This is a genomic window from Megasphaera stantonii, from assembly GCF_003367905.1.
GTDB classification, from domain to species: Bacteria; Bacillota; Negativicutes; order Veillonellales; family Megasphaeraceae; genus Megasphaera; species Megasphaera stantonii.
Window position 1 is genome coordinate 1,200,367 of record NZ_CP029462.1, and the last position, 18,058, is coordinate 1,218,424.

9 protein-coding genes and 2 rRNA genes are annotated in these 18,058 nt (G+C 54.6%); 1 reads left to right on the forward strand and 10 read right to left on the reverse strand.

Features of this window, described 5'->3' with window-relative positions:
• Positions 1–54: 54 nt before the first annotated feature.
• The 4 genes from DKB62_RS05620 to gyrA all read right to left on the reverse strand — a co-directional run bounded on the left by DKB62_RS05620 (position 55) and on the right by gyrA (position 8,926).
• Positions 55–2,962: ribosomal RNA gene (locus DKB62_RS05620) — 23S ribosomal RNA — on the reverse strand.
• Positions 2,963–3,188: 226 nt separating this feature from the next.
• A 16S ribosomal RNA gene (locus tag DKB62_RS05625) occupies positions 3,189–4,754 on the reverse strand.
• The 16S and 23S rRNA genes sit together here, the layout of an rRNA operon.
• A 359-nt stretch (positions 4,755–5,113) precedes the next feature.
• Positions 5,114–6,289 carry an iron-containing alcohol dehydrogenase gene (locus tag DKB62_RS05630; protein WP_107196170.1) on the reverse strand — a complete coding sequence of 392 codons (1,176 nt, stop codon included), beginning with the start codon at positions 6,287–6,289 and terminating at the stop codon, positions 5,114–5,116.
• A gap of 165 nt (positions 6,290–6,454) precedes the next feature.
• Complete coding sequence (gene gyrA / locus DKB62_RS05635; protein ID WP_095630400.1) at positions 6,455–8,926, reverse strand: DNA gyrase subunit A; 2,472 nt, start codon at positions 8,924–8,926, stop codon at positions 6,455–6,457.
• Between the two features lie 208 nt (positions 8,927–9,134).
• Here gyrA and DKB62_RS05640 point away from each other — a divergent pair, with 208 nt between their 5' ends.
• Positions 9,135–9,707, forward strand: coding sequence for a helix-turn-helix domain-containing protein (locus DKB62_RS05640; RefSeq protein WP_087478121.1), 573 nt, complete (start codon positions 9,135–9,137; stop codon positions 9,705–9,707).
• Between the two features lie 79 nt (positions 9,708–9,786).
• Here the strand turns inward: DKB62_RS05640 and DKB62_RS05645 are convergent, their stop codons facing one another.
• From DKB62_RS05645 to nuoE, 6 genes are all read right to left on the reverse strand, one after another.
• The gene (locus tag DKB62_RS05645) at positions 9,787–10,689 is read right to left on the reverse strand and encodes a glycyl-radical enzyme activating protein (RefSeq protein ID WP_107196169.1); all 903 of its coding nucleotides are present in this window, start codon (positions 10,687–10,689) and stop codon (positions 9,787–9,789) included.
• On the reverse strand, positions 10,679–13,048 hold the full coding sequence (locus tag DKB62_RS05650) for a glycyl radical protein (protein WP_095629724.1): 2,370 nt from the start codon (positions 13,046–13,048) through the stop codon (positions 10,679–10,681). The genes DKB62_RS05645 and DKB62_RS05650 overlap by 11 nt, the downstream gene beginning before the upstream one ends.
• Before the next feature lie 254 nt (positions 13,049–13,302).
• Positions 13,303–13,770 carry a CBS domain-containing protein gene (locus DKB62_RS05655; RefSeq protein WP_087478124.1) on the reverse strand — a complete coding sequence of 156 codons (468 nt, stop codon included), beginning with the start codon at positions 13,768–13,770 and terminating at the stop codon, positions 13,303–13,305.
• Positions 13,771–13,786: 16 nt separating this feature from the next.
• Complete coding sequence (locus tag DKB62_RS05660) at positions 13,787–15,514, reverse strand: NADH-dependent [FeFe] hydrogenase, group A6 (RefSeq protein ID WP_095629722.1); 1,728 nt, start codon at positions 15,512–15,514, stop codon at positions 13,787–13,789.
• Positions 15,515–15,526: 12 nt separating this feature from the next.
• Complete coding sequence (gene nuoF, locus DKB62_RS05665; RefSeq protein ID WP_168061169.1) at positions 15,527–17,419, reverse strand: NADH-quinone oxidoreductase subunit NuoF; 1,893 nt, start codon at positions 17,417–17,419, stop codon at positions 15,527–15,529.
• A 36-nt stretch (positions 17,420–17,455) separates the two neighbouring features.
• Positions 17,456–17,944 (reverse strand): NADH-quinone oxidoreductase subunit NuoE, encoded by a 489-nt coding sequence (nuoE, locus tag DKB62_RS05670; RefSeq protein WP_087478126.1) that lies wholly within the window; start codon positions 17,942–17,944, stop codon positions 17,456–17,458.
• Positions 17,945–18,058: the final 114 nt, after the last annotated feature.

The following is an 18,058-nucleotide window of genomic DNA, read 5'->3' on the forward strand; positions in this document are numbered from 1 at the left end:
TGATTCAGTCGGTTTTACGCGTCGCTTTCGCTCCTTTAAAACCGCTTCTCTACTTAAGTCAAGCCCTCGGTCTATTAGTACCGGTCCGCTCCGTGCATCACTGCACTTCCACTCCCGGCCTATCTACCATGTCGTCTTCATGGGACCTTACTTGCTTTCACAATGAGAAACCTCATCTTTAGGCTGGTTTCACGCTTAGATGCTTTCAGCGTTTATCCGTCCCGGACGTAGCTACCCAGCTGCACGGCTGGCGCCATGACTGGTACACCATTGGTCCGTCCACTCCGGTCCTCTCGTACTAGGAGCAGCCCCTTTCAAGTTTCTTCCGCCCGCGATGGATAGGGACCGAACTGTCTCACGACGTTCTGAACCCAGCTCGCGTACCACTTTAATGGGCGAACAGCCCAACCCTTGGGACCTACTTCAGCCCCAGGATGTGATGAGCCGACATCGAGGTGCCAAACCTCCCCGTCGATATGGACTCTTGGGAGAGATAAGCCTGTTATCCCCAGGGTAGCTTTTATCCGTTGAGCGATGGCAATTCCACTCTCTACCACCGGATCACTAAGCCCGACTTTCGTCCCTGCTCGACCTGTCCGTCTCGCAGTCAAGCTCCCTTCTGCCTTTACACTCTTCGCGCGGTTTCCGTCCGCGCTGAGGGAACCTTTGGGCGCCTCCGTTGCTCTTTCGGAGGCGACCGCCCCAGTCAAACTGCCCGCCTGAGACTGTCCAAAGACTCGTTACGTCTCTCGTTAGAATCCCAATAAAACAAGGTTGGTATCCCACCAGCGGCTCTGCGGATACTGGCGTATCCGTTTCTCAGCCTCCCAACTATCCTGTACATCTCTTACCGGAATCCAATCTCAGGTTACAGTAAAGCTCCATGGGGTCTTTCTGTCCAGTCGCGGGTAACCTGCATCTTCACAGGTACTTCAATTTCACCGGGTCCCTCGTTGAGACAGTGCCCAAATCGTTACACCTTTCGTGCGGGTCGGAACTTACCCGACAAGGAATTTCGCTACCTTAGGACCGTTATAGTTACGGCCGCCGTTTACTGGGGCTTCAATTCTCTGCTTCGCCTTATGGCTAACACGTCCTCTTAACCTTCCAGCACCGGGCAGGTGTCAGCATCTATACGTCAGCTTTCGCTTTAGCAGACGCCTGTGTTTGTGGTAAACAGTCGCTTGGGCCTCTCTTCTGCCGCCTATTCCTGCTCCCTGCGTTTCTGCAGCTCACATACTTTAGGCTATCCTTTTCCCGAAGTTACGGATACATTTTGCCGAGTTCCTTAACGAGGGTTTTCCCGCGCACCTTAGAATTCTCTTCCTGCCTACCTGTGTCGGTTTCGGTACGGGCGCCTGAGTCCTCACTAGAAGCTTTTCTCGACAGCCTAGTTCCTGCCCCTTCGCCATTGTCTCCAATGGCTCCCATCACTTCTCGGCTTTTAGTATGGCGGATTTGCCTGCCACACAACCTACCAGCTTGGACGTGCTCTTCCAATCGCACGCGCGCATTCCTTTCTGTGTCACTCCTTCGCTCAAACAGACTCCTGCGGTACAGGAATTTCAACCTGTTGTCCATCTCCTACGCGTCTCCGCCTCGGATTAGGTCCCGACTTACCCTGGGTCGACGATCGTTGCCCAGGAACCCTTAGGCTTTCGGTGGAAAGGATTCTCACCTTTCTTTTCGCTACTCATACCGGCATTCTCTCTTCCTGCCTGTCCACCTGTCCTTCCGGTCAGGCTTCTCCCATGCAGGAACGCTCCCCTACCCAAGTATCTTTCGATACTTGCCAAAGCTTCGGTTCCGTACTTTAGCCCCGGTCATCTTCGGCGCAGAGTCTCTCGACCAGTGAGCTATTACGCACTCTTTTAATGGTGGCTGCTTCTAAGCCAACATCCTGGTTGTTTTCGAAATTCCACATCCTTCGCCACTTAGTACGGCATTGGGACCTTAGCTGTTGGTCTGGGCTGTTTCCCTCTTGACTACGGGCCTTATTACTCGCAGTCTGACTCCCATGTATAAGTACAGCCATTCGCAGTTTGATTAAGTTCGGTAGCCGGACAGGCCCCTACCTCGTTCAGTGCTCTACCGCCTGTACTCTTACCATGAGGCTAGCCCTAAAGCTATTTCGGGGAGAACCAGCTATCTCCACGTTCGATTGGCATTTCACCCCTACCCACATCTCATCCAAAAGCTTTTCAACGCTCACTGGTTCGGTCCTCCACACATTTTTACCTGTGCTTCAACCTGGACATGGGTAGATCACTGTGGTTTCGGGTCTACTGCTACCAACTTATCGCCCTGTTCAGACTCGCTTTCGCTTCGGCTCCGCGTTTTCCGCTTAACCTCGCTGGCAACAGTAACTCGCCGGTTCATTCTTCAATAGGCACGCCGTCGCGCATGTAAAGCGCTCCGACTGTTTGTAGACATACGGTTTCAGGTTCTCTTTCATTCCCCTCCCGGGTTCTTTTCACCGTTCCCTCACGGTACTATTCGCTATCGGTCCATATCAGTGTTTCGCCTTGGAGGGTGGTCCCCCTGCTTCCCACAAGGTTCCTCGTGCCCCGTGGTACTCTGGATCCTGCTCCATGGTCTTCCTTACGCTTACCGGGCTCTCACCGTCTCTGGCCCAGTTTCCCAACTGGTTCTGCTTCGTCCAACCATTTGTTAGCAGTCCGCAACCCCACAGCGGTTTCCCGCTCTGGTTTGGGCTCTGCCCTCTTCGCTCGCCGCTACTGAGGGTATCTCTGTTGATTCCTTTTCCTCCGGCTACTTAGATGTTTCAGTTCACCGGGTTCCCTTCCTTTCGGATGACAGCACTCCTGCTGCCGGGTTTCCCCATTCGGACACCTGCGGGTCTCTGGTTACTTGCACCTCACCGCAGCTTTTCGCAGCTTATCGCGTCCTTCATCGGCTGATATGGCCAAGGCATCCGCCGTACGCCCTTACTTGCTTGACTTTATGTCTTCACCGTTTTTCAGAGTTTCTTCGGTTCGTTAAGTCTTTCTCTTTTCTTCAAAAAAGAGGTTTGTTCGTTTCGTTTTATGCAGTTGTCAAGGTACGGGTCTTTCATCTTTTGCTTGAGAGGTTCATGGCCTCTCAAAACTGAACAATGTGTACGTACGTCAGAATGCCGACCTGAAGTTTCGTAACGTCTTCCTCAGAATCCGTTACTTCTTCCCTAGAAAGGAGGTGATCCAGCCGCACCTTCCGATACGGCTACCTTGTTACGACTTCACCCCAATCATCGCCCCCACCTTCGACGGCTGGCTCCGTAAGGTTACCTCACCGGCTTCGGGTGTGAATGACTTTCGTGGTGTGACGGGCGGTGTGTACAAGGCCCGGGAACGTATTCACCGCAGTATGCTGACCTGCGATTACTAGCGATTCCTGCTTCATGCAGGCGGGTTGCAGCCTGCAATCCGAACTGGGACTCTGTTTTTGGGGTTTGCTCCGGATCGCTCCTTCGCGTCCCTCTATTAAGAGCCATTGTAGTACGTGTGTAGCCCAAGCCATAAGGGGCATGATGACTTGACGTCATCCCCGCCTTCCTCCGCATTGTCTGCGGCAGTCTCTCCTGAGTCCCCGCCATGACGCGCTGGCAACAGAAGATAGGGGTTGCGCTCGTTGCGGGACTTAACCCAACATCTCACGACACGAGCTGACGACAGCCGTGCACCACCTGTTTTCGCGTCTTCCGAAGAAGAACTCTCCATCTCTGGAGATAGCACTCAATGTCAAGGCTTGGTAAGGTTCTTCGCGTTGCGTCGAATTAAACCACATACTCCACCGCTTGTGCGGGCCCCCGTCAATTCCTTTGAGTTTCAGCCTTGCGGCCGTACTCCCCAGGCGGGATACTTATTGCGTTAACTCCGGCACAGGAGGGGTCGATACCCCCTACACCTAGTATCCATCGTTTACGGCCAGGACTACCGGGGTATCTAATCCCGTTCGCTCCCCTGGCTTTCGCGCCTCAGCGTCAGTTGTCGTCCAGAAAGCCGCTTTCGCCACTGGTGTTCCTCCTAATATCTACGCATTTCACCGCTACACTAGGAATTCCGCTTTCCTCTCCGACACTCCAGTCTCACAGTTTCCGTCCCCTCACGGGGTTAAGCCCCGCACTTTTAAGACAGACTTATGAAACCGCCTGCGCGCCCTTTACGCCCAATAATTCCGGACAACGCTTGCCACCTACGTATTACCGCGGCTGCTGGCACGTAGTTAGCCGTGGCTTTCTCTTACGGTACCGTCATTCTAATGTGGTATTGGCACACTAGCCGTTCGTCCCGTATAACAGAGCTTTACAACCCGAAGGCCGTCTTCGCTCACGCGGCGTTGCTCCGTCAGGCTTTCGCCCATTGCGGAAGATTCCCCACTGCTGCCTCCCGTAGGAGTCTGGACCGTGTCTCAGTTCCAATGTGGCCGTTCATCCTCTCAGACCGGCTACTGATCGTCGCCTTGGTGGGCCGTTACCCCTCCAACTAGCTAATCAGACGCAAGCCCCTCCCCCGGCGGTAGCATATTCAGAGGCCACCTTTCTTCCCACTGCCATGCGGCAATGAAAACGTATTCGGTATTAGCAGCCGTTTCCAGCTGTTGTCCCCATCCGGAGGGCAGGTTGCTTACGCGTTACTCACCCGTTTGCCACTAGAGTCCATAGGAAGCAAGCTTCCCATGTCCTCCCGTTCGACTTGCATGTGTTAAGCACGCCGCCAGCGTTCGTCCTGAGCCAGGATCAAACTCTCCATGATATGTGAAGAGCTGATTGCTCGTTCTTGCTTATTATTGGTGTTACCTGTTTTGAAATCTTATTGCTAAGACCTCGCACTCTGGCGTATTGTTTCGTATCACACTGTTCAGTTTTCAAAGGCCATGCCGCCTCGCGACGACTTGTATATCTTACCAGACTCGCCCGGGCTTGTCAAGCACTTTTTGAAGTTCTTTTCAAGCGAACCGGCTATCCGGCCTGCCGCGGCGCCCTGCCGCAACAGCTTGTTTAGTATATCCCCTTTTTAGTCTATTGTCAAGGAAATTTTTCTACAAATTTTATAAAACGTCGCAAAACAGGAAAAGGCGGCGGGAAACCCCTGCCGCCTCGCCTGATTTATGCTTATTCAGCCATTTTATAAATCTTATATATATCGGCCGACGTCAGCTGCCCGAAGCAGCCTTCTTTGACCATATCCCGCTTCGTGCATTTCTTCGCCATGTCCCAATACTGTTCTTCCGTCGGCTGGATGCCCAATTCCGTCAGCGACGTCGGCATGTCGATTTCTTTAAAGAAGGCTTCCATTTTGGCGATGCCTTCCAGGGCCGCCGCTTCCTCGTCTTCAGTCTGCACGTCGAAGACGAGACGGGCTAATTTAGCGAAGCGCCCTACGTCTTTATGCAGGACGTACCGGGCCCAGCTAGGCCAGATAGCCGCCAAACCGGCGCCGTGGGCGACGTCGAACAGGCCGCTGACTTCCATTTCGATATGGTGCGTGCCCCAGTCGCCGCGGCCGTTGCCGCCGTCGAACAAGCCGTTATGAGCGAGGCTGCCGGCCCACATGATTTCAAAATTGGCGTTGTAGTCCTTCGGATTTTCTTTTACGATGCGCGCGTTTTTGATGACGTTGCGGATGAGAGCCGCCGCCATGGAGTCGGTCAGGTCGTCTTCTGCATTCGGGTTGAAGAACCGTTCCAGCACGTGCATGATCATATCGACGTTGCCGCAGGCCATCTGATACGGAGGCAGCGTGTACAACAGCTCCGGATTCATGATGGCGAAAATCGGGCGAAGGATGTCGTTCTGATAACCGATTTTATACCAGCCCTTTTCGTTCGTAATGACAGAAGCCCAGCTCGTTTCGCTGCCGGCTGCGGCGATGGTCAGAATGCAGCCCAGGGGCACGACCCGTTCCGGGACGGCGCGGCGCAGATAAAAGTCCCACACGTCGCCGTCATAGTAATAGCCCATGCCGACGGCTTTGGCTTCGTCAATAACGCTGCCGCCGCCTACGGCCAAAATGAAATCAATCGATTCCTGTTTTGCCAATGCAATAGCTTCGTGCGTATGCGAAAGGAGCGGATTCGGGTGCACGCCGCCGAAGGCAACATAGGACACGCCGGCGTCTGTCAGGGCCTGTTCCACCCGGTCGAGCAAACCGGAACGCTTGACGCTGCCGCCGCCGTACAGGACCAGCACCTTCGTTGCGCCGTAGCTCTTCACGATATCGCCGACCCGCCGTTCTTCGTCTCGGCCAAAAAAGACCTTTGTCGGCGTATAGTAGGTAAAATTATTCATAGTCATCCCTCCATATCTGATTCTGCGTTGTGATGATACCTTCATTATATAAGGTCGTCCCGTTCTGTGCAATCAAAACAGATGGGGCAATCTGCACGCATACGATACGACCTTGCGCGCTGTATGCAAAAAAAGAGACTCCGCAGAGCCTCTTTTCAGCAGATATTATGCGTCGAACAACGTATCCTGCGAATCCTCTTCGCCTTCTACAGTGATCGTATCTAACGCAGCGACTTTATCGTCGCCTTCCAGTTTTTGAATCTTGACGCCCGACGTATTGCGTCCCTTCTTGATGCCGATGCTTTCGATATCCGTGCGGATGACGATGCCGTTCGACGTAATGAGCATGAGCTCCTGGTTTTCGTGGACGACTTCTACGCCGACAATCGCGCCGGTCTTCGGCGTAATCTTGAAATTCTTCACGCCTTTGCCGCCGCGCAGCTGGATCTTATAGGCGTCCATGTTGTTCCGCTTGCCGAAGCCTTCTTCGCTGACCGTCAGGACCTGGCAGTCCGGCTCGAGCACGTCGGCGCCGATGACGCTGTCCCCTTCGGCCAAGGAAATGCCGCGGACGCCGCGGGTATTGCGTCCCATGGGACGGACGTCGTTTTCATTAAAGCAGATCGCCATGCCCAGCTTCGTCGCCAGAATAATGCGCTGATCTCCCTTCGTCAGGCGCACCTTCGCCAAGTGGTCGCCTTCCATGAGGGAAATGGCGATGAGACCGTGGCGGCGGACGTTTTTAAATTCCTTCAGCTCCGTCTTCTTGACCAGCCCCTTTTCCGTCGCCATGAACAAGTTCATAGACGGGTCTACCTGGTCCAGGTCGATGAGGGCGTTTACCTTTTCCCCGCTGGCCATCTGCGGCAGGATGTTGATCGCGGCGATGCCCTTGGAGTTGCGGCTGTTCGCTTCGGGGATTTCGTAGGCCTTCAGGCGGTATACTCGGCCAAAGTTCGTAAAGAACAAGACCGTATTGAGGGACGACGTATACAGCAAGTGGTTGACGGCGTCTTCATCCTTTGTGCTCATGCCCTTGATGCCCCTGCCGCCCTTATTCTGCGTATGGTATACGTTGGCGTTGATGCGCTTTACGTAGCCCCGGCGCGTCAGGGTAATGACCATCCGTTCGTTCGGAATCATGTCTTCGATAGCAAAATCGGACGAGTCGGCTACGATTTCCGTCCGCCGTTCGTCGGCAAATTTCTTCTTTGCGTCGAGTAATTCCGTCTTGACGATTTCCATGATCTTATGGTCGTCAGACAGGACGTCGCGCAAGTAAGCGATCCGGTCCTGCACTTCCTTGTATTCCTGTTCGATTTTTTCCCGTTCCAAGCCGGTAAGGCGGCGCAGGCGCATGTCGAGAATCGCCGTGGACTGCTTGTCGCTGAGGCCGAATTTGCTCATCAAGGCCTGTTTGGCGATTTCATCGGTCTGAGATTCGCGAATCGTCCGGATGACTTCGTCGATGTGATCCAGCGCAATGAGCAGGCCTTCCAAGATATGAGCCCGGGCCAGCGCCTTTTCCAGTTCAAATTTGCAGCGCCGCGTAATGACGACCTTCTGGTGATCCAAATAGTAATGGAGGACTTCCTTCAAGGTCAAGATGCGGGGATGGCCGTCGACGAGGGCCAGCATGATGACACCGAAGGTTTCCTGAAGCTGCGTGTGCTTGTACAGCTTGTTCAGGACGATGTCCGGGTTGGCGTCGGCCCGCAGCTCGACGACGATGCGCAGCCCCTTGCGGTCCGATTCGTCCCGCAGGGCCGTAATGCCGTCGATTTCCTTGTTGCGCGACAAGTTGGCAATCGATTCGATGACCCGGGCCTTGTTGACCTGATAGGGAATTTCCGTGACGACAATGCGGTTCTTCCCCTTCGCCATGGGCTCGATGGACGCGCAGGAGCGCATCTTGATGCTGCCGCGGCCCGTAGAGTAGGCTTTTAAAATGCCGTCGCGGCCCATGATTTTCGCGCCCGTCGGGAAATCGGGCCCTTTAATCTTGGTCATGAGCTCGTCCAGGCTCGCTTCGGGATTGTCGATGAGCATGACGCAGCCGTCGATGACTTCGCCTAAGTTATGGGGCGGAATGTTGGTCGCCATGCCGACGGCGATGCCGGCGGAGCCGTTGACCAGCAGATTGGGGATCTTAGACGGCAGCACGACCGGTTCCTGGAGAGAACCGTCGTAGTTAGGCATAAAATCAACCGTATCCTTGTCGATATCTTCCAACATTTCGCCGGTGATCTTAGCCATACGCACTTCTGTATAACGCATGGCAGCCGCGGAGTCGCCGTCGACAGAGCCGAAGTTTCCGTGACCGTCAACAAGAGGGTAGCGCGTGGAGAAATCTTGGGCCAGGCGGACTGTCGCGTCATATACGGAACTGTCACCATGGGGATGATACTTACCTAAAACTTCCCCGACGATACGCGCTGACTTTTTGTACGGCTTGTTCGGCGTCATGCCCGCTTCATGCATGGCGTACAAAATACGGCGGTGAACAGGCTTGAGCCCGTCCCGTACATCAGGCAGTGCGCGCGTAATGATAACGCTCATGGCATAGTCGATGTACGACGTCTGCATTTCGCTTTCCAGACAAACCGGTAATACTTTATCAGATTGTTGTTCGTCCACAATGTCACCTCAAATATAATGTAATAATATAAATACTGGGACGTCCTGCACATATCATTATAGATATATATTTAGGATATCTGTTCTATTATACCAAAAAATCAGCGAAATAGATAGCTCCGCCGAAAAACAGCCCTGTATCTGCCTTGACGCGCCTTTTATAAAGGATGTAGAATAGAGAAAAAGCATTCTTTAGGGAGAATCCATCATGACAACATCGCCTATTATACCCGATGATCCGGCAAAGGAAATCGGAAAAATTTTAAAGCGCATCCGCTTTGACCGCGACTTGACGCTGGATAATGTCGCCGCCATGACCGGCGTGAGCAAAACCATGCTGGGACAAATCGAACGGGGCGTATCCGTACCGACGATTTCCGTCTTGTGGAAAATCGCCAAGGGACTGCAAATTTCCTTGTCGACCTTGCTGAACGAACCGCCGCAGCAATACCAGGCCGTCGACATCCTGAAGGATCTGCAGCCCATTTACGATGAAAACAACAACATGATATTGTATAATATCTTCCCCTTCAATCCCCTCAGCGGCTTTGAATATTTCTACATCATCCTTCAGCCCGGCACGAAGCATCATTCCGACGCCCACCGCAACATCGCCGAAGAATACGTCATCGTCACGGAAGGCACCCTGACCCTGCAGGTCGAACAGCAGACCTTTACGCTGACGGCGCCGGCCAAGATCAATTTCCGGGCCAACGCGGACCACTACTACATCAACAACACGGATAAGCCGGTTATTTTCCAGAATATCATGAAATATTAATGCACGCCCGCAGCAAGAGCTGCAGCAAAAAACCTCTCTGCCTCCTATCCCATGGATAGGAAAGCAGAGAGGTTCTTTTTTATTTAAAGGATACGGCGCGGACGCCTTCTCTTTCGATAATATCGGTTAAATGCTGCAGCTCCTCCTGCGTGGGAGTCCGGAACTCGCCCTCGTCATAGGGCATTCCCAGCTGCACATACTTGTCCACGCCATACGGATGATAGGGCAGCAGCTCGATCTGCGGGTCGCGGAGATGATCCTTGACAAACTGCGCCGTGCGGCTGATGTTGTCGTCGTCGCCGTTGACGCCCATAATCGTCGGAATGCGGACGACGATGCCGCCGCGCTGCGCGCCGAGAGCGGCGATATTGCGCAGGATGAGGTCGTTGTCGACGCCGGTAAAGGCAAGGTGCTTGTCCCTATCCATGTGCTTGATGTCCAGGAACAGCAAGTCGATTTTATCCAACGTAGGCTGCAGGGCCTCCAAGTCAAAATAGGCGCTCGTCTCGATAGCCTGATCCAGCCCCATGTCGTACACGGCGTCGACGAGCTCTGCCAGAAATTCCGCCTGCATGGTGCATTCGCCGCCGGAATAGGTGACGCCGCCGCCGGAATTGCGGAAAAACCGCAGCTGCGATTCCAATTTGGCCACAATCTCATCGACAGTATACTCTGTGACAGTATTCTTGCGTGCCTTTTCCAGACATGCGTCGACGCAGGCGCCGCATCCCGTGCAGCGTTCCCTGGCCTGGGGCGACTGGAAATCGAAGGGGATGCCTTCGGGGCATACAGCTTCGCAGCGGCGGCAGCCAATGCACCGCGACGCGACGTACAGGATTTGATTTTTCGGCGTATATCCTTCGGGATTTGCGCACCACCGGCAGCGCAGGGGGCATCCGGCGAAAAATATCGTCGTCCGGATGCCGTCGCCGTCGTTGACGGAATAATTCTGCAGCTGTAAAATGCGGCCCTTAGAAGCCATCGTGGACGCTCCGGCGAATGATGGAATCCTGCAGCGTCTTGGAAAGGTGGACGAACTGCGTGCTGTATCCGGCTACGCGGACCAGGAGGTCTTTGTAATCTTCCGGATGCTTCTGCGCTTCGAGGAGCGTTTCCGTAGACAAGGTGTTGAACTGTACGTGGAAGGCGCCCATATCGAAGAAGGTCTGTACCATAGCGGCCAGGTTGCTTCTGCCCCGTTTCGTCTTGACCAAGTCGTGGCTTAAGCGCATGTTGAGCAGCGTGCCGCCGGAGTGAACGTCCTGGTTCATCTTGGCGCAGGAATTCATAGCAGCCAAAGGCGTAGACGTATCGGTGCCGGCGACAGGCGAAACGCCTTCGGAAATCGGTTCGCCGGCCTTGCGTCCGCATGCCGTCGCGCCGATGACCCGGCCGGTCGGAATGAAGTTGGAAATGCCCATAAAGGCGCTCGTAAAGGGATTTCCGTAAATATCCGTGTATTTATGCGTTTCTTCATAGAAATGATTGGAAATGCGCTGGGCGATGTCGTCGACAAAGTCGTCGTCGTTGCCGTACTTCGGCGCGTTCTGAGCCTGCTTGCGCAATTCTTCGTAGCCTTCCCAGTTCTTGTCCATGGCGTCGAGGATTTCGTCCATCGTGCAGACCTTATCTTCGAACACGAGCTTCTTAATCGCCGCCAGGCTGTTGGCCGATTCGGCCAGGCCGATGCCGGTCAGAACGGGGCCGACGTTGTACTTGGCGCCGCCGTCGACGAGGTCCTTGCCCTTTTCCAGGCAGTCTTCAAACAACGCCGAGAAATAGGGACGGGGAATCATGTCCTTCTGCAGGCGCTGGGCGATGAGCGTACCCGTGACGGAAATGTCGATGAGGTTGTCGAACTGTTCCATGAAGGCTTTTTCTACGTCTTCGTACGAAGCGAACTTTCTGTCCTGATAGATAGGCAGGCCCATTTGCTTGCCCGTCATGCGGCTCTTGCCGCCGTTCGTCGCATATTCGAAAGCGCCGCTGAAGTTGACGTTTACGGTGCTCGTCCATTCAAAGGTCTTGCGGAAGTGGGGAACAACGCAGCCGCAGTTATTCCAGTCGCGGGCGTCTTCCGTATCGTAGCCGAGGTTTTTCAGCATCTGGTAGCCCGTCTTATCGCTGTGAATGGCCGGGAAGCCCGTACCCAGGGCGACGAGGTCCATGACGGCGTCGACGAATTCCTTCGGGCTGTTCTGGGAAATGCGGACGGATAAGCCCGGCTGATGAGTCTTTACTTCAGCCGTCGCCTTCAGCGCCAGGTAGCTCAGCTCGTTCGTCGCGTCCTTGCCGTAGCGGTCGCTGCCGCCGACGGTCAGGTTCTGGAACTGGTTATAGCCGGCGAAGAAGTCTGCCGTGTTGGCCGAAATCGTCCAGACCCATTCGGACAGCTTGAGCCAGTAGCATTCGATGAGCTCTAAAATACCGTCGTCGTCGTGGAGCTTATTGTCGATATCGTAGCGGTAGTACGGATACATGTACTGGTCGAAGCGCCCCGGGTTGAGGGACAAGGGATTTTCCATCAAGATGCCGCCGAGCTGATAGAACCAGATCATCTGCAGGGCTTCCTGGAAGGTCTGAGGCGGGAATTCGGGAACGCGGCGGCAAATCGCGGCAATCTGCTGCAATTCGCTCTTGCGCACGGCGTCCGTCTCAGCCGCAGCCATTTCTTCCGCCTTGTCGGCATAGCGATGGGCCAGGATAATCATGCCTTCGCCGCACAAGATGACGGAGCGGTAGAAATCGTATTTTTTCAGCGCGTCGGGCTGGGAAAGCTTGAGCTGGGCCATTTTTTCCCGGCACGTATCGATAATGCCGCGGAAGCCTTTCTTAAACAAGACGTCCTGGTAGTCCGGCGTAATTTCGCCTACGGACTGACGCCATTTGGAATCGATATCGATAATGCCCGTATCGACGGCGACCTTCGCCGTTTCCGCCGGAATCTGGGCCAAGAAAGCTTCTTCCAGCGATTTGCCCTTCCAATAGGGGAAAATATTCTGTCGAACGAAGGCACGCTGTTCGTCGGTCATTTCATAGGGATCCTGCACGCGGTCAGAGAAATGATCCATTTCCCGATCTACCCAGGTCCAGGAAAATTCAGGCGTCAGGATACCGCATTTGCGGAATTCGCCGACGGCGCCGACGATGAGCTCGCCGGGGAAAATCGTAACGACGAGTTGTTCGCACACGTCTTTAAACGCCTGGGCGCGGCGAATCGGTTCCGTCTGGCCTTCCGTTTTTTTATACGACTCGGTCCAGATTCTGGCCCGGTCATAGGAAATAGCCGGTTTGTTATTTACATATTCATTTTTTGCTCTTTGAATTCGTTCCGTAAGCATAGGATGTGCCTCCTCTTTGAAGTACAAAGCATTTTGTGCGCTATAACGTCTTTCATGACTTCAATGTATCACATTAATGCTCCATTGTCAATAGAAAAAAGCAGGTCCTTTGCCGCATGCCATCGGGCCCGGCGGCGCGAGCTCTGTCGCCGCTGCGCCTCGCCCTTCGGCGCGATAAAAGGGCCGCCCCGCCGCTGGCGAGACAGCCCTTCATCGTCCGATCCCGACGGAAGGAGCGCCGTCGTCAGGACAGGTTATCCATTGTATTCCTTATATAATTCGTTCAGGATGTGCCGTCTCGTCACGAGACCTACGAGCCGGTTGTTGTCGATGACCGGAATCAGCTTGAGATGCTCCGATACCATGATGCCGGCGATCTGTTCGACCGTCGCCTTCGGCGAAGCGACGACGACGTCCGTCGTCATGAGCTCCTTCGCGTTGCAGGCCATCTTCTTCTGATAGCCCTTTTCATACTCGTTCATGCCGTTGTAATAGACGTTTTCTCCCAGCAAACTGGAATAATGGGCCATATGGGGCTTAACTTTTTTATACACCAGGTCTGCTTCCGTCACGATGCCCGCCAGAGCGCCGTCGTCCCGTACAATGGGAATGACGGCTACGTTATGCTCTACCATCATGTCGATGAGGTCAAAGACAGACGTGTCCGGAGCGGCCGTGACAAAGCTTTTTTCCATAATATCGGCAACAGTACGTTTTTCCATCGAAAACCTCCCCCTCTCAGCGTACTTGTCTGGAATAGGTCGTATGCAGCAGCTTGTGGGCTTTTTCACCCAGCGGCTCGCCCAGCCAGTTTTGATACAGCGCCTGAATCTGCGGATTGTCGTGAGATTTGCGGAGACGGCTGGCGTCGTCGATGCGATACAGCGCTTCCATTCTCTTTTTCTTGATAGCCATGCTCGTCGGAACGGGCTGGCCGCCGCCGCCGATGCAGCCGCCGGGACAGGCCATGATTTCAATGAAATCATATTCGGCGTTGCCGGCCCGGATGCGGTCCATGATCTGCTGCGCCGCTCCCAGGGAATTGCAGACGGCAATGCGGACCTTATGACCGGCTACGTATACCGTCGCTTCTTTCGTCTGATACAAGCCGCGGACGGCCGTATATTCGATGTCCTTCAGTTCTTCGCCGGCTACGATATCGGCGACGGTGCGCAAGGCCGCTTCCATGACGCCGCCGCTCGTGCCGAAGATGACGCCGGCGCTGGAGCCGAGGCCAACCAAGGGATCGTCGAAGTCGCTGTCCGGCAGAGATTCAAAGCTGAGCCCGTCTTCGCGGAGCATACGGCCCAGTTCACGCGTCGTAATGGAAATATCGACGTCCTGATAGCCCGACGCGCGCAGCTGCGGCCGCAGGCATTCGGCCTTCTTGGCTGTGCAGGGCATGATGGACACGCTGACGATATTCGCCGGATCGACGCCGGCCTTTTCGGCCCAATAGGTCTTGATGATGGAGCCGAACATGCCCTGCGGCGATTTCGCCGTCGACAGATGATCCAGCAAATCGGGATATTTCAATTCGCACATGTTGACCCAGCCGGGGCTGCACGACGTAATCATCGGCAGGATGCCGCCGTTCTGCACCCGCTGCAGGAACTCATGGCCTTCTTCCATAATCGTGAGGTCGGCGCTGAAGTCCGTATCGAATACGCGGTCAAATCCCAGGCTCTTCAGGGCCGATACCATCTTGCCCGTTACGATACTGCCCGGTTCCATGCCCAGCTCTTCGCCGAGAGATACGCGGACAGCCGGCGCGATTTGGCATACGACGACCTTGTCGGGATCGTGGATGGCGTCCCATACGCGTTCCGTATCGTCCTTTTCGCGAATCGCCGCCGTCGGGCACACACTGGCGCACTGGCCGCAGTAGGTGCAGGCTACGTTGGACAAATCCTGCTCGAAGGCCGTCGAGACCATGGAGTCAAAGCCGCGGCGGGCGTAGCTGTATACGTTCATCTTCTGTACGTCGCGGCACATGCGGATGCAGCGGCCGCAGAGGATACATTTATCCTGATCGCGGACGAGACAGGGATTGGAATCGTCTATCGTATGGGCTTTCATTTCCCCGCCGTCGAAGCGCCGCGTGCGGACGCCCAGGTCGGCGGCCATCTTCTGAAGCTCGCAGTCGCCGTTCTTCTGGCAGGACAGACAGTCCTGAGGATGATTTGCCAGCAGGAGCTCCATGACCATACGGCGGGCCGCCCGCACCTTGCTCGTATTCGTCTTGACGACCATGCCTTCGGCTACGGGATAACAGCAGCTGGCGACCAGTCCTTTGGCGCCGCTGACTTCGCAGATGCAGAGACGGCACGCGCCTTCAGGCTTTAAATCAGGATGATAACACAAAGTAGGAATATATATACCGGACATCCGCGCCGCTTCCAAAATAGTAATTCCTTTGGGAACCGTGACGGTCATGCCGTTTATCGTTAAAGTAATCGATTCCATAACACACTCTCCTTACGCCTTTTTAACAGCCTTGAACGGACATTTACTCATGCAGACTCCGCATTTGATGCAGCGCTGCGGGTCGATAACGTGCTTTTCCTTCGGCTGGCCCGAAATCGCGTGGACCGGACAGTTGCGGGCGCACAAGCCGCAGCCCTTGCATTCGTCAGAAATGACGTAGTGCAGCAGGTCGGCACAGACGCCGGCAGGACATTCCTTGTTTTCAATATGGGCCTTGTATTCGTCGCCGAAGTAGTGAATAGTGCTCAGTACGGGATTGGGAGCCGTCTGGCCCAGGCCGCAAAGAGCAGACAATTTAATATTATTGGCCAAATCCTGGAGGAGATCGAAATCGCGGCGCGTCCCCTGGCCCTTTGTAATGCGGACGAGGATTTCCAGCATGCGCTTCGTCCCTTCGCGGCAGGGAGCGCATTTGCCGCACGATTCGGCCTGCGTAAAGGTTACGAAGAATTTCGCCACGTCGACCATACAGGTCGCTTCATCCATGACGACCAAGCCGCCGGACCCCATCATTGCACCGATGCCGGACAAGGAATCAAAGTCGACAGGCGTATCAAGCATGGCTTCAGGCAGACAGCCGCCGGAGGGGCCGCCGATCTGCACGGCTTTAAAGGCCTTGCCATGAGGAATGCCGCCGCCGATTTCAAAGATGATTTCCCGCATCGTAATGCCCATGGGCACTTCGGCCAGGCCCGTGTTGTTGATTTTGCCGGTCAGGGCGAAGACCTTCGTCCCAGGAGACGTCTTCGTGCCGATGGAGTTGAACCACGACGCGCCGTTGCGGATAATCGAAGCGACGTTGGCCCACGTTTCGACGTTGTTGTTGTTCGTCGGCTTGCCCCATAGGCCGCTGTTGGCCGGGAAAGGCGGACGGGGACTCGGCGTGCCGCGGCGGCCTTCAATGGAAGCGATGAGAGCCGTTTCTTCGCCGCAGACAAAGGCGCCGGCGCCTTTCTTGATATGAATCTTAAAATTAAAGCCGCTTCCTAAGATATTATTGCCGAGCAGGCCGATTTCTTCTGCCTGCTTGATCGCGACTTCCAATCGGTGAATAGCCAAGGGATATTCAGCGCGGCAGTAGATATACGCTTCGTCGGCGCCGATAGCGTAGCCGCCGATGCACATACCTTCCAATACAGAGTGGGGGTCGCCTTCAAGAACGCTGCGGTCCATGAACGCACCCGGGTCGCCTTCGTCGGCGTTGCAGATGATGTATTTCTTATCGCCCGGCGCGTTGCGGCAGAACTGCCATTTTTTCCCCGTAGGGAAGCCTGCGCCGCCGCGGCCGCGCAGGCCTGAGGCAACAACTTCGTCGATGACGGCCTGCGGTTCCATGGTCAGCGCTTTCGCCAGACCCTGATAGCCGTCCATGGCGATGTATTCGTTGATGTTTTCCGGATCTACGAGACCGCACCGTGCCAGGACGCGCCGTACCTGCTTCTTGTAAAAGGGAACTTCGTCGTTTGTCTCAACGCGCGTTTCCGTCACGGGGTCCATGTACAGCAGCGATTCTACGACTTCGCCCTTCATGATATGCTGTTCTACAATGTCTTTGGCGTCGCCGGCCTTTACGTGGACATAAAAGGTATTTTCCGGATATATCGTCACGATAGGGCCGTTTTCGCAGAAGCCGTGACAGCCCGTCTGAATCAGCTTAACCGCCGCCGACAAGCCGTTGTCTTCCAAAGCCTTCTGAAAGGCCTCCTGCAACTTTACGGAATTGGAAGCCACGCAGGCCGTACCGCCGCAGACCAGGATGTGCTTCTGCACGCCGGGACGAGTCCGGTCGACAGGCGTTACGGGAACGTTCTTTTCCGGCATCCGTATTTTCATATAGTCTTTCAGGGATTCGCGCAATGCGTTTAATTCTGTTATGGATTTCATTCCTGTATACTCCCTTCACGGTAAAATGAATCGATCTTATTCGTAGCTGGCCAAAATACGGGATATGTCGTCGCTCGTCAGCCGGCCGTACGTTTCGCCGTTGATCTGCATGACCGGAGACATGCCGCAGGCGCCCAGGCAGGCAATGGTTTCCAGCGTAAACTTCTGATCGTCCGTCGTGTTGCCGGCTTTGATGCCCAGCTGCTTTTCCAGCTCGGCCAGAATGTGCTTGCCGCCGCGGACGTGGCAGGCCGTCCCCTGACAGCAGCAGATGATATTGCGTCCCCGCGGGTTCAAATGGAACTGGGAATAAAAGGTTACGACGCCGTACACGTCGGCAATCGGCACGTGAAGCCGTTCGGCAATGTACACCAGCGACGGCCGGGGCAAATAATTAAATAAATCCTGCACGTCCTGCAGGACGGCGATCAGCGAGCCTTCCTGCCCTTCATACTTCCTCATGATTTCATCAATTTTATCTTTTTTCTGTTCAAACGCTTCTTGTACGCTATTCGATGTCATCATATCCGCCTCCCATATTATGCAATTTTCTCATTTTCCCATTGCATTTCGATAATGATACTATACAACTTTTTTATCAAAATGTAAACATTTAAGTATAATATGCATTCTATTTAA

Coding starts and splice junctions, on each gene's coding strand:
- nuoF (WP_168061169.1), bottom strand. CDS start 17,419: ATGAAATCCATAACAGAATTAAACGCATTGCGCGAATCCCTGAAAGAC.
- nuoE (WP_087478126.1), bottom strand. CDS start 17,944: ATGATGACATCGAATAGCGTACAAGAAGCGTTTGAACAGAAAAAAGAT.
- DKB62_RS05650 (WP_095629724.1), bottom strand. CDS start 13,048: ATGCTTACGGAACGAATTCAAAGAGCAAAAAATGAATATGTAAATAAC.
- DKB62_RS05655 (WP_087478124.1), bottom strand. CDS start 13,770: ATGGAAAAACGTACTGTTGCCGATATTATGGAAAAAAGCTTTGTCACG.
- DKB62_RS05630 (WP_107196170.1), bottom strand. CDS start 6,289: ATGAATAATTTTACCTACTATACGCCGACAAAGGTCTTTTTTGGCCGA.
- DKB62_RS05660 (WP_095629722.1), bottom strand. CDS start 15,514: ATGGAATCGATTACTTTAACGATAAACGGCATGACCGTCACGGTTCCC.
- DKB62_RS05640 (WP_087478121.1), top strand. CDS start 9,135: ATGACAACATCGCCTATTATACCCGATGATCCGGCAAAGGAAATCGGA.
- DKB62_RS05645 (WP_107196169.1), bottom strand. CDS start 10,689: ATGGCTTCTAAGGGCCGCATTTTACAGCTGCAGAATTATTCCGTCAAC.